The sequence below is a fragment of the Corallococcus sp. CA047B genome, assembly GCF_003612065.1.
Lineage (GTDB): Bacteria > Myxococcota > Myxococcia > Myxococcales > Myxococcaceae > Corallococcus > Corallococcus praedator.
This window is the reverse complement of the sequence record NZ_RAWD01000289.1, coordinates 1-12,052: the sequence shown is the minus strand read 5'-3', so window position 1 is coordinate 12,052 and position 12,052 is coordinate 1. Positions and strand designations below refer to the sequence as shown.

Annotated in this window: 13 protein-coding genes; 7 read left to right on the top strand and 6 right to left on the bottom strand. The window is 69.6% G+C overall.

Annotation, left to right across the window (positions count from 1 at the left end; all coding sequences use genetic code 11):
* Together D7X74_RS32520 and D7X74_RS32515 are read right to left on the bottom strand one after the other, a co-directional pair.
* Positions 1-770: hypothetical protein (locus D7X74_RS32520; RefSeq protein ID WP_120536897.1), on the bottom strand; the 770-nt coding region annotated here is incomplete at its 3' end.
* Positions 767-1,771: a site-2 protease family protein gene (locus tag D7X74_RS32515; protein WP_120536896.1), complete on the bottom strand. Its 1,005-nt coding sequence runs from the start codon at positions 1,769-1,771 to the stop codon at positions 767-769. The genes D7X74_RS32515 and D7X74_RS32520, both read right to left, overlap by 4 nt.
* Before the next feature lie 215 nt (positions 1,772-1,986).
* On the opposite strand from D7X74_RS32515, the gene D7X74_RS32510 reads away from it, so the two are divergent.
* From D7X74_RS32510 to D7X74_RS32500, 3 genes are all read left to right on the top strand, one after another.
* The gene (locus D7X74_RS32510; RefSeq protein WP_120536895.1) at positions 1,987-2,334 is read left to right on the top strand and encodes a hypothetical protein; all 348 of its coding nucleotides are present in this window, start codon (positions 1,987-1,989) and stop codon (positions 2,332-2,334) included.
* A gap of 81 nt (positions 2,335-2,415) precedes the next feature.
* Positions 2,416-3,234, top strand: coding sequence for a hypothetical protein (locus D7X74_RS32505; protein ID WP_120536894.1), 819 nt, complete (start codon positions 2,416-2,418; stop codon positions 3,232-3,234).
* A gap of 46 nt (positions 3,235-3,280) precedes the next feature.
* Complete coding sequence (locus tag D7X74_RS32500) at positions 3,281-3,994, top strand: HAD family hydrolase (RefSeq protein WP_120536893.1); 714 nt, start codon at positions 3,281-3,283, stop codon at positions 3,992-3,994.
* A gap of 72 nt (positions 3,995-4,066) precedes the next feature.
* Here the strand turns inward: D7X74_RS32500 and D7X74_RS32495 are convergent, their stop codons facing one another.
* Positions 4,067-4,519 carry a transcriptional regulator gene (locus D7X74_RS32495; RefSeq protein WP_120536892.1) on the bottom strand — a complete coding sequence of 151 codons (453 nt, stop codon included), beginning with the start codon at positions 4,517-4,519 and terminating at the stop codon, positions 4,067-4,069.
* A 307-nt stretch (positions 4,520-4,826) separates the two neighbouring features.
* Here D7X74_RS32495 and D7X74_RS32490 point away from each other — a divergent pair, with 307 nt between their 5' ends.
* Complete coding sequence (locus tag D7X74_RS32490) at positions 4,827-5,738, top strand: lipid kinase (protein WP_233595690.1); 912 nt, start codon at positions 4,827-4,829, stop codon at positions 5,736-5,738.
* 13 nt (positions 5,739-5,751) lie between these two features.
* Here D7X74_RS32490 and hrcA read toward each other — a convergent pair whose 3' ends face one another.
* Entirely contained in the window at positions 5,752-6,783 is a 1,032-nt protein-coding gene (gene hrcA, locus D7X74_RS32485; RefSeq protein ID WP_120536890.1) for a heat-inducible transcriptional repressor HrcA, read from the bottom strand.
* 206 nt (positions 6,784-6,989) lie between these two features.
* Between hrcA and yedA the strand changes: the two genes are divergently transcribed.
* From yedA to D7X74_RS32470, 3 genes are all read left to right on the top strand, one after another.
* Complete coding sequence (gene yedA / locus D7X74_RS32480; protein WP_370450828.1) at positions 6,990-7,925, top strand: drug/metabolite exporter YedA; 936 nt, start codon at positions 6,990-6,992, stop codon at positions 7,923-7,925.
* Between the two features lie 122 nt (positions 7,926-8,047).
* Positions 8,048-8,785 (top strand): hypothetical protein, encoded by a 738-nt coding sequence (locus D7X74_RS32475; protein ID WP_120536889.1) that lies wholly within the window; start codon positions 8,048-8,050, stop codon positions 8,783-8,785.
* On the top strand, positions 8,782-9,696 hold the full coding sequence (locus D7X74_RS32470; protein ID WP_233602354.1) for a type VI immunity family protein: 915 nt from the start codon (positions 8,782-8,784) through the stop codon (positions 9,694-9,696). The genes D7X74_RS32475 and D7X74_RS32470 overlap by 4 nt, the downstream gene beginning before the upstream one ends.
* An 18-nt stretch (positions 9,697-9,714) precedes the next feature.
* Here the strand turns inward: D7X74_RS32470 and D7X74_RS32465 are convergent, their stop codons facing one another.
* Positions 9,715-11,649, bottom strand: a complete 1,935-nt coding sequence (locus tag D7X74_RS32465; RefSeq protein ID WP_120536887.1) for a sulfatase-like hydrolase/transferase — start codon at positions 11,647-11,649, stop codon at positions 9,715-9,717.
* A gap of 109 nt (positions 11,650-11,758) precedes the next feature.
* Positions 11,759-12,052 (bottom strand): sensor histidine kinase KdpD (locus D7X74_RS32460; RefSeq protein WP_147446759.1); only part of this gene is annotated, 294 nt, incomplete at its 5' end.

Here is a 12,052-nt window from a genome sequence, read left to right as displayed (position 1 = left end):
GATCCGCGCAGCATCTGGAAGAGCACCAGCACCAGCACCAGGGCCACCACCAGCACCGCCCCCATCACGGTGTTCTTCACCTTGCGCCCGAACTCCGGCGACGGGCCGTCCGAGGCGAGCGGCACCGCGGAGGTCACCCGGCGCACCACCTCATCCCGCCCGCGCAGCGCCTGGGCATCATCCGGGGTCCGGGCCAGCCGCAGGCGGTACAGCCGGCCCACCATGGCCAGCTCCCCCCGCCCCATCGCCATCGTCAGCAGCCGGTCATGCGTGTCCCAATCCTGCCACTCCCCCAGGAGCACGTGCCATTCGGAGGCCAGCAGCTCGGAGGGCTGGTGCTCCTCCGGGAGGAAGTTGGCGTAGACGAGCCCGCACTGCGCGCAGGCCTCCGTGTCCTCGCGCATGGGCGCCACGCACTTGGGACAGTGGCCCGGCGGCGCCTGGAACGGGTCCCCGTCCGGGATGGCGGGCATCACCGACGGCGCATCGGAGCGCACCACGCGCAGCGCGGTGACGCTGGCCCGCGCGGGCACCGGCGGCGCGGACGCGAAGGGCGCCACCATGGGCACGGCCACCGCGACGCCCTCGCTCCCACCGCGAACCCCGTCGTCCGACCGGGGCGCGTCCTGGGACGACGACGGGGCCGGAGAGGGGGTTTCCGCGAGGCTCTTCGCGCCACACGCCCGGCACGTCACGGACAGCTGGCCGTCCTCGACCTGGAAGGACTCCAGCGGGACCAGCCGCTCGCAGCCCTCGCACTGGTACTTCATGACAGCACCTCTCGCAGGGGGACGGGCATCGCGCAACCGATGAGCGCCAGCAGGCACAGCGCGCAGATGACCTTGCGCGCGGGGCTCAGGGGCTCCCCCGGGTCCACCACCTCCGGGTGTCCGAAGCCCACGACCTTGCTCGCCACCACCAGCCACAGGCCCCACGAGGCGGTGACGAACACCGTGAGGAACAGCAGCACCCACGCCACGCCCTTGCCCAGCGTCCGCGCCCGGGGCCCGAACACCGCGAACGTCAGGTGCCCGCCGTCCAGCTGGCCCACCGGCAGCAGGTTGAGCAGCGTCACCAGCAGGCCGAACCACGCGGCGATGACCACCGGGTGCACCACCACGTCCTTGCCCTCGGGCACCGGGCCCAGCGCCAGCCACGTCAGCGCCTTCATGATGAGGTTGTCGCCGAACAGCGTCTGCCGCTGGGTGATGACGGCCTCCACCGCGGGCGGCGCGTTCGTCAGCCGCTCCATCGCCCAATGCAGCAGGTTCTGTCCCAGCACCCACAGCGACGAGTCACCCGGGAACGTGGAAGGCACCGGCGGCGAGTCCACCACCGTGGAGTGCAAGAGCCCCCAATAGAGCAGCGGCAGCGCCACCACCAGGCCCGCCAGCGGCCCCGCCGCGCCAATGTCCACCAGCGCGTTGCGCGTGGGGATGCGCCCCCGCAGCCGGATGACCGCGCCCAGCGTGCCCAGGCTCCCGGGCACCGGCAGTGGGATGAAGTACGGCAGCGACGTGTCCACCTTGTGCCAACGCGCCAGGACGTAGTGCCCCATCTCGTGCGAGCCCAGGATGCCGAGCAGCGACGCGCTGAAGGCCAGCGCCTGCGCCCGGTCCTCCGGCAACAGCCCCCCTTCGCTGAAGGGAAAGGAGCGCCCGAAGAGCAGCAGGTACGCCAGGAACGTCGTCCCCAGCGTCACCACGAACAGCAAGAGGTGCAGCCACACGCGGGGCGGGGGGGCGGGACGGGCAACGGAAACCGGGTGCATGCGCGAAGATGCCTCACGTCCGCCCAGGGGGCGACCTGTCCCGGGTCCCCCTGCGGATGAAGTGTAAAACACAACTCGGACTACCCCGACCCGGGTCCTTGACTTGAAGTTGACTTCTGGTACGAACCGCGCCGCTTGGGGTTCCATCAAACGGCGGGGCGCCCGTCCAGGGCGGCCCGCCACCGTGCAAGCAACCATCTGTTGGGGAGAAAACCATGAAGAAGCTCATCCTGTCCGCCGTTGCCGCCGCCTCCCTCGTGGGCTGCACCAGCGTTGAGTCCGCCGTTGTCTCCGGTTCCGAGATCGCCGCCAACGGCGAGGCCGTGGCCGTGATCCAGGGTAACGCGCTGGGCCTGACGGCGATCTTCCACATCATCGACATCGTGCAGAGCGACCTGGACACGGTCGTGAACAAGCTCCTCATCAGCGAGGCGAAGGCCATGGGCGCCTCGAAGGTCGACCTGAAGTCGGCGAGCACCACGCCCCGTCACGGCATCTTCGCGCTGTTCGGCACCATCATCGGCATCACCAGCTCCTCCGCGACCGGCGTGGCGGTGAAGTAGTCCCCCTGCCCCTTCACCGGGGCAGACCCAAGAGGCCCCCTGGCGACAGTGGGGCCTCTTTCATTTCCGGAGCCTTCCCTCATGCGCGCCCTCCTCCTGCTGCCCCTGCTGAGCCTCCTCGCGTGCCGTTCGTCCTCCTCCGGAAGTGGGGATGACACGGAGCTGATGGCGCAGGTGCGCGAGAAGCTGGCCGCGCGCGACGCGAAGCTCCTGAACTACCAGTTGGAAGGCACGCAGAAGGAAGGCGACAGCCTGTCCGCGGGCTTCACGTTCGCGTACCGCGCGCCCCAGAAGATGCGCGGCACGGTGACGCAGCCGGCGCGCACGGTGTCCTGGGACGGCAAGCACCTGTACGAACAGGTGGAGGCGAACAAGCAGTTCACGACGTTCACCTCGGAGGTCTCCGCGGAGAAGCTGTCCGCCTTCCTCACGGAGGTGTTCACCCCCTTCGTGCCGGACGGCTTCCGCGCGCCGCTGCTCTTGCGCAGCACGAAGGCGCGCCGGGGGGTGACCCATCCGAAGGCGAAGGAGGCGGTGGAGCTGTCCATGCCGCTGGAGGGCGACGCGGGAGGAGGCGTGGTGGTGACCTACGTGTTGCGTTGGCCCACGCTGGACTTCCTCGCCAAGCGCACGCGTGCGCCCGACGGCACGCAAGCCGAGGTGCGGATGGAGGAGGAGCACTGCGACGCGGAGCTGGGGCTGTGCGTGCCGCGCAAGCTCACGCGCCACGTGGCCGGCCTGCAGGTGGGGGAGACGGCGCTGTCGCGCGTGGACCTGAAGGCGCCGCTGCCCAACGATGCCTTCACCCCCGCCGCGCCGGACGGTTATAGCGTGCAGACCCGGACACTCGTGGACAGCGCAACGCAGGAGAGTGGACCGAAGCCCCCCACGGGCGGTTGACCGGCACGCCCTCCGTCGCCACCTTGGACGGCGGAGGGTGCTGCCCATGGTTGATAACGTCATCTTCGACGTGGACGGGACGCTGATAGATTCGGTGGACGAGCACGCCGAGGCCTGGCGCCGGTCGTTCATCGAGTTCGGTCGGGACATCCCCTTCGCCCACGTGCGCAGCCAGATTGGCAAGGGCTCGGATCAGCTGCTGCCCGTCTTCTTCAACGACGAGGAGCTGGAGCGCTTCGGCAAGGACCTGGATGAGTACCGCTCCGCGCTCTTCAAGCGTGAGTTCCTGCCCAAGGTGCGCCCCTTCCCGCGCGTGAAGGAGCTGTTCCAGCTGCTGCGCAAGCGCGACCGCAAGGTGGCCCTGGCCTCCAGCGCGAAGGAAGACGAGCTCAAGCGCTACGTGGAGCTGTGCGGCATCGACGGCCTCTTCGAGGCGAAGACGAACGCGGACGAGTCCGCCAAGAGCAAGCCCCACCCGGACATCTTCGAGGTAGCGATGGCCAGGCTGGGCAAGCCGGACCCCGCCACGGTGGCGGTGGTGGGCGACACGCCCTACGACGCCCTCGCCGCCAGCAAGCTGCGCCTGGGGACGGTGGGCATGCTGTGCGGCGGCTTCGGCAAGGACAACCTGCTCACGGCCGGGTGCCGCACGCTCGCGAAGGACCCCGCGGAGCTGCTGCGCCGGCTGGAGCAGGACCCGGAGGGTTGGCCGTGGGATGCGCCGGCGCGGGACTCCTCCAAGGACGAGGAGTCGCGCTGAAGCGGTAGCCCGGGCATCCGGTGCTTGCGGCGGCCACGTTCATGGCCACCGGCAAGCCCCCGGTCCGACGCGCTACTTGCGCGAGGCGCCGCGCTTCGCCGTGCGCGAACGGGACGTGCTCTTGCGCGCCGTGCTCTTGCGCGCGGGACTCTTGCGCGCCGTGGAGCGCTTGCCGGCGGTGCCCGTGCGCGTGGCCTTGCGGCCGGTGGTGGCGCGCCTGGCCCGTGCGGGCGTGGCCTTGCGACGGCTGGCGGTGGACGTCTTCTTCGCGGCCGCCGCGCGGCGCTTGCCGCCGATGCGCCCCGCCTTGCGCGCGTTCTTGCGGGCCGCGGGACGGCTGCGGGCCACCTTCGCCTTGCTGCCGGAGCCGCCCTTCATCCCGCCGCCGGTGAGCTTGTTGACGGTGGCCCACGCGCGGGACTCAGCGGTCTTCTCGCCGGCGCCCTTCTCCTCGTAGCCCTCTTCGATGTGCTCGGCCATGCGCTTCTGTTTCTCCGAGTACTTCGCCTTGCTTCCACGTGCCATGCATCACCCTCCTGGAAACGGTTCGCGGCGCGGCTTTCCAGTGGGAGCCCGCGTCGCCTGGAAGGTGAGCATGTCCGGCGGGGCAGGAAACCCGATGGCCCCCTACCGCTGTCCACCCCAGGAACCTTCCTCCCCGCGTGTCCCGGGAATGGACAGCGCCCTGCCCTTTTCTCTGGGACGCGGACTGGTGCGGCTGTCCGGTCGTGCGCAGGTTGCAGGCCGGCACAGAAAGCAGAGGTCGCCCCTGGAACCCGCACTCAACGCACCTCCCCGCCTCCGGCACCTGGACGAGGGACCCGCGGTCCTGGTGGTCAACACGCGTTCCCGTTCGGGGCGCGTGGCCTTCGAGGAGGCCCGGGCGCTCTTGACCGCGCGGGGCATTCCCCTGCTGGCCGCGCACGCGCTGTCCAAGCCCAAGCGCCTGCGCTCGGTGCTCGAGGAGGCCATCGCCTCGGGGGCCCGCCGCGTCCTCGTGGGAGGAGGCGACGGCACCATCAGCTGCGCGGCGCAGGTGTTGATGAACCGCGACGTGACGCTGGGCGTGGTGCCCCTGGGCACCGGCAACGACTTCGCGCGCTCCCTGGGCATCCCGGACACCATCGAGGCCGCGTGCGACGTCATCGTGGGCGGCTACACGGCGCGCGTGGACGTGGGGCTCGTCAACGGCCGGCCCTTCCTCAACGCGGCCAGCCTGGGGCTCACCACCGCCATCGCGAAGCGGCTGACGCAGGAGCTGAAGCAGCGCGCCGGCAAGCTGGCGTACCCGATGGCCGCCGCCGCGGAGATGCGCACGCTGCAGCCCTTCCACGTCCGCCTCCAGGCGGAAGGCAGGACGCTGGAATTGGACGCGCTCCAGTTGGTGGTGGGCAACGGCCGCTACCACGGCGCGGGCAACATGGTGGCGCCGGACGCGACGCTGGATGACCGCCGGCTGCACGTCTACGCCATCACCGCGCCGTCGGCCGCGGACGGCAGCGGCGAGCGCACGGGCCTGGGCCACCTGCAGGACGTGGCCACGCTGGCGCGCGTGGCGCTGGGCATGCGCAGCGGCGGACACCTGGAGCACGAGTCCGTCGTGCACCTGGACACCGCCCGCCTCACCGTGGAGACGGAGCCTCCCATGGAGGTGAACGCGGACGGGGAGAACGTGGGCATGACGCCCATGCGCTTCGAGGTCGCCACGGCCGCGCTGCGCGTCTACGCCCCCGCGCCGCAGTAACGCGGCCGGAGGGCTACGCCTTCTCCAGCACGCTGGAGAGCACCTGCGCGGTGAAGTTCACCAGGGGAATCACGCGCCGGTAGTCCATGCGCGTGGGCCCGATGACGCCCACCGTGCCCAGCACCGCTTCGGCCGTGCCGTAGGGGCTGGCGATGACGGTGACGTCGCCGGCGGCGGAGAACTCGCTCTCCGCGCCGATGAAGACGTGCATCTCCTTGGTGCGCTGCACGCGGTCCAGGAGGTGGAGCAGCTTGTGCTTCTCATCCAGGGCGCGGAACAGCGCGCGGATGCGCTCCACGTCCGCGAACTCCGGCTGCTCCAGGAAGGAGCCGGTGCCTTCGATGAGCACGCGCTCGGACGTCTGGAGGTCGGTGGCGGCCGCGCCCAGCTTCAGGGCCTTGGCGGTGAGCGCGTTGTAGAGGGCCTGGTCCTGATCCATCTCCGCGCGGATCCGCTCGCGGGCCTCTTCCAGGGGCACCTGGTGGAGCAGCTCGGACAGGTAGTTGCTGGCCTTGACCAGCTCGTCGGACGTCACCGGGAAGTCCACGGTGAGGGCCTTGTTGTGCACCTGGCCGTTCTGGCCGACGAGGATGGCGAGGACGCGGTCCTCGCGCAGGCGCAGGAACTCGATGCGCTGGAACCTGGCGGCATCAGGGCGGGGCGTGAGGACGACGCCCGCGTGGCGGGTGAGCGAGTGCAGGACGCGGCTGGCCTCCGACAGGATGTCGTCCAGGTTGGACTCGTGCACGAGGCCCGCGTGGATGAGCTCGCGGTCGCGCGGCGCGGGGTCGCGCAGCTTCACCAGGGTGTCCACGTAGAAGCGGTAGCCCCGGTCGGTGGGGACGCGTCCGGCGGAGGTGTGGGGCTTCTCCAGGAAGCCCAGGGCCTCCAGGTCGGCGAGCACGTTGCGCATCGTGGCGGAGGAGACCTCGAACTCCCCGCGGCGCGTCAGCTGCTGACTGCCGACGGGACCGCCCGTGGTGATGTACTCCTGCACCACGGCACGGAGGACTTCCTTCTCGCGTTCACCCAGCTCGTCCGGCATTGCTGCTCACACTCCGGTAGCCGACGGCCCGAACCTTCCGGCCTCCGCGCTTCCTGTAGAATTCTAAGAGGGACGCCTGGGGCATTCAATCCAGGGGGCGCATTCCACGGAGCAGGCAGGCGTCGCACCGGCTTCCTGGCCGCCCTGGAGGGTACGGCAAAGCGCACATCGCCCCGGGTGGGGCCGGGGGTTAGAAGGCCCCCGCCGTGTCCACCTCCACCACGCCCCTGTCGAGCCCGCCGTCTCCGGCGTCCGCCCCCCTGTCTGAAGCCACCGAGCAGGCACCCCGCCGGGGCGCGCTGCTGTTCAGCCTCTTCGCGCTCTACGTCATCTGGGGGTCCACCTACCTGGCGATGCGGTTCGCGCTGACGGGCTTTCCGCCCTTCCGGATGGCGGGGCTGCGGTTCCTGCTGGCGGGCGGGCTGCTCTTCGTCGGCTTGCGGCTGCGAGGCCAGCCGGTGCCGGGAGCGCGGCAGTGGGGCGCGGGGGCGGCGACGGGCTTCCTGTTGCTGGTGGTGGGCAACGGGGGCATCGCGTTCGCGCAGAACCTGGGGGTGCCGTCGGGTGTGGCGGCGCTGGTGGTGGGCAGCATGCCGTTGTGGACGGCCATCTTCGGCGCGGCCTTCGGTCAGCGGCCTGGGCGCGCGGAGCTGGCGGGGCTGGTGCTGGGCTTCGCGGGCGTGGCGCTGCTCAACCTGGGCGGGGACATGGGCGGAGGCGGACCAGCGGCGGTGGCCCTGCTGGTGGCGCCGCTGAGCTGGGCGTTCGGTTCGGTGTGGAGTCGGCGGCTGCCGATGCCCACGGGGTTGATGACGCCCGCGACGCAGATGTTGACCGCGGGCGTGATGATGCTGGGCGTGAGCGCCGTGCTGGGCGAGCGGATGGCGGGCACGCCGCCGCTGCGCGCGGTGATGTCGTTCGTGTATCTGGTGCTCTTTGGTTCGCTGGTGGCGTTCAGCGCGTATGCGTATCTGCTGCGACACGCGAGGCCGGCATTGGCCACCAGCTATGCATATGTGAATCCGGCGGTGGCGGTGTTGTTGGGCGTGGTGTTCGCGGGAGAGACGCTGGGCCCGCTGACGTGGGGCGCAATGGCAGCCATCTTGTTTTCGGTGATGCTGCTGGCTCGCGGCAAGCGCTGACGGGGCGTTTCGGCCCGGCCATTCCGTGACCGCCGGGTAGAGTCCTCGCTGTGTCTTCCGACCCTGGCTCCGATAAACGGCCTGCACCCCTCAAGCTCGTGTGCTTGGGAGTGGCGTGTGCTGTGCTCACGGCCTGCGCCAGCAAGTCCTTGCGCCTGGACTCGCACACCGCAGGGAACGTCCGTCATGCCGCCGCCCTGGCCGAGCAGATCGCCGCGTCCGCTGCCTCACGGACCGCGGCCTCCACGCTGATCCGGCACGTCCCGGTCCTGCTCGCCTTGATGCAGGGTCACAACGCGGTGGGGGAACTCGAGGAGCGCCTCGCCGCATGTGCCGTCCTGGCCGAGGAGCAGGGCAATGCCCTCTTCTTCAATAAGCGGCCCCCGACACGGGCAGAGTGCGCTGAGGAAGTGGACCGGGACGAATGCGGACGGCCCATCACCCGGGCCATGCGACTGGGACAACTGAAACACGTGCTCGCCCTGGAATGCGCCCGGGAGGTATTGGACGCACTGTGGCCTGCGCCCTACAGCATCGAACAGCGCTATCGCTTCTACCCGAATGCCCGGATCGTGGAGACCCTCAGCCCCGAGAAGGAGGCCAGCATCATCGCCAAGGGCTGTACAGAGGAGCTCAGGGGGACCATCAAGCCAGACCTCGTCCTCCATGCGGATCGCAACCTGCTGAAGGCCGCGCTCATCCTGGACTTCAAGTTTCCCTGTCCTGAAGACAACCCGCCCCAGTGGACGACCTATGGACAAAACAGCGTCTATTTTGGCAAGGGCCAGGGGAAAGTCTACAAAGAGGCACTGGGAGGAGACGCAATGCTCATCTCGCCCATGGAAGGGGTGACCCCATGAAAGAAACCCTTCCCGTCATCCGAATGCGCTCCAGGAGCGGCCGGCTCGCGGCACGAGATGGCGTCGTCATCTCCTTCTTCATCCACCACAACCATGAAGAGGTGACTGCCGCCGTATGGCGTGCCTTGCAACTCTACCTCCAGGCCATCCCGCCCAAGACCTTGAATTGGTACGTGGCGGACGACGGCGACATGGTCGAGTTCGATGACAAAGGGTACGAGCACCATCGAAAGCTGATGCTTGAATGTCCCTGGAACGGCGCCTGGCGTATTGATTTGTCGGAGAGCCCTAGCGAATCCGGCGGCTACCATTTCGAATACTACGGCCGGAGAATCGGCGAGCCCTCCTGGCCCTACCCGAGCGACCCCGCCACCGCGGTGGCCTTCACGCTCCCCACGGAATACCTGCTGGAGCACGGCCCGGACCACCTGCGAGCCCTGGCCTTCAAGCTCGCGTGGGAACTTCCTTTCAGCTTCGGCTACGCAAGCCTCGCGATCATCGCTCCCCGAGGCCGCTGGGGCACGTCGGATTGGGATCTCCTCGACACGCTCCGCGAGCGCTACCTGGGCCTGGACCTCTACGATGTGAGTGATGCCAGCCTTGCCATCGGCACCCACGCCCGGAGCGCTTCCTGGCTCACCTTCCTGGGCCAGCCCCTGCTCGGGCAGCTCGGTGGCATCGAGGGCCTGAGACAAGCCCTTCCCTTCCCGGAGGTCTCCGTCCTGCCCCTGGACAGCCAACGCCTGCTCATCACCTTGAGCGAGTGGCCCGAGGCCATCGACATCCAGAAGGGCGGCATCCCGCCCCAGTACCGCGCGTTGGCGCTCCGCTTGGAGCCCTTCCTCTACCAAGAGCGCGCCGGCCTCCCCCCGCGCTACGAATACACCTGGCTGCGGCGCCTCTCCCGGTAGAGGCGCCGGTCCCGGACGTCAGCCCGCCTTCGGCCAGGGGGACAGCTTCTCCTCCTCGTACCGCCCGAGCAGCGCGTGGGTCGCCCTCGCCGCCTCCTCTACCTCCGCGCGGGGCAGCCCCCGGGGCAGCACTTCAATCAGCGTCGGGAAGGGCGCGTCGTAGACGACCAGGTTCTCCAGCTCCAGCGGGTCGTTCTGGAGGTCGTAGAGTTCCCACTGGTCCGCGTGCTCCCCGGAGGGGTCGAACGTGCGCGCCAGCTTCCAGCGCGGCGTGCGCACGCAGCGGACGTGGTTCGGCTGGCACACCGCGCCGGGCTTCAATCCGGGCACATGGCCCGCCCGCGTACTCCCATCGCGCAGCGCTTCCACTGCGCGCGTGTACACCGAGAACAGCGCATCGTCGTGCACCTGGTGCGGGTCTCCGGTGCGCGGCAGCGGCTCCGTGATTTCGTCGTCGGTGATGAAGAGCACGCCCTCGCGCGGCGTGCCGTTGGGCTCCATCACGGTCTGGGACTCGCCGCGCGCCAGCGGGCTCAGGTCCGCGCCGACGAACGGGGGCACCGGACGGTGCAGCCGCAGGTCGGTGCGGATGGCCGTGACCTCTTCATGCGGGATGCCCGCCAGTCCCAGCAGCGTGGGCACGATGTCCACATGGCTCGTGAGCGCTTCGATGTGGCGCGTCGCCTGCGCCTCCGGAAACTGCACCACCAGCGGCACGTGCAGCGCCTCCTGGTAGGACGCGTGCCACTTCTCCATCAGGTAGCCGTGGGCCGCGCCGTATTCGCCGTGGTCGGAGAGGAACACCACCAGCGTGTTCTCCCGCAGGCCGCTGTCGTCCAGCGTCTGGAGCACGCGCGCGATGTGCCCGTCCACCAGGTGGATCAACCACGCGTAGTACTGCTGGAAGCGCAGCGCCGCCTCTTCCGGGTCCGCCGTGAGCTGGAAGGGAATGCCCGAGTTCAAGGTGACCGCCACCGGGTCGATGCCCTCCTTCGCCTGGTGCAGCGTCAGCCCCGTCTTCGATGCGAGCGCCAATCCAATCTTGTAGGCGTAGTCCCGCTGGCAGCTCGGCTTGTTCGCCAGGGTGTCGCGCAGGTTCGTCGGCACGCGCGCGTTCTCCTGCGGAAACCCGAGCGGATTCAGCGGCACCGTGAAGGTGCCCGCCACGGGCTTGATGGACGGCGAGCCCTGGGCCGGAACCTTCAGGGGTCCCAGCCTGGTGGAGTCCGGATCCAACTGCCTGGGCAGGATGGGATACGTCGCGATGTCATGGGGGTTCGTGAACGACGCGACCGCGAGCCACGGCTGCGCTTCCCCATCCGGCGGCGCCGCCCGGGGCGCGGAATAGGACTGGTTCGCCAGCGCCCGGTTGTAGGGCTGACCCAACGCCATCCGGCGCAGGAAGTCACACGCCAGGTCCGCGAAGCCGATGTCGCGAAAGGCCCCCAGGTTGTTGACGGAGGCCCCGTGCGGCTCCGGGTACGACAGCTCCCAGTCATCAAACCCATACCGCCGCAGCGAGTGCTCCGGCGGATTGCTCACGTGCCACTTGCCGAAGTAGTGCGTGTGGTAGCCGGCCTTCTGGAACCAGTGGCCCAGCGTCGGAATCCCGTCCGGCGCGAGCCACGGGAAGGCCGCCGCATCACCGCTCTTGAACAGGCCGTCCGTCTGCGTCACGCCCGTGCGCGTGCCGTACTGCCCCGTGTAGATGACCGACCGGCTGGGCGTGCAGGCCGAGGCCGCGATGGTGTGGTTGCGGAACACCGCCGCGTTCTTCCGGAGCGCCGCGAAGCCGGGGAAGAACTTCCGGAAGGGGTTGTCCTCCCCCCCTTCGTCCACGAAGCCCAGGATGTCCTTGATGCCCGGCAGGAAGCCGCCGTCAGGGCCGTAGGCGAACCGGGGGAACTGGAGCTGGTCGACGGTCAGGACGAGGATGTTGGGGCGCGTGGCCATGAAGCCTCCTGCGCCCCAGCAGAGCACAGGCCGTGCCGTCCCCTCCTGCCCTGGAGCCCCGGCCGTCCGGGGCCCCGGCTGCGTCCTTCACGAACGCAGCCGCGTCCCTTCAGCTCGGGGTGCGCGACACGTCCGTCGGCGTCGCCGCCTGCGCATCCGTGCGGCGGGGCAGCCAGACGTTGAAGGTGGAGCCCTGCCCGGCGGTGCCCGAGGACTCCGCCCAGATGCGGCCGCCGTGCTGCTCCACGATGCCCTGGCTGATGGTGAGCCCCAGCCCCAGCCCGCCGTACTTGCTGCCGTGCGCGCGGCCGAAGCGCTCGAAGATGAGGCGCTGCTTCTCGCTGGGGATGCCCACCCCCTGGTCCTTCACGGACAGGGGGTGGGCATCCCCAGCGAGAAGCAG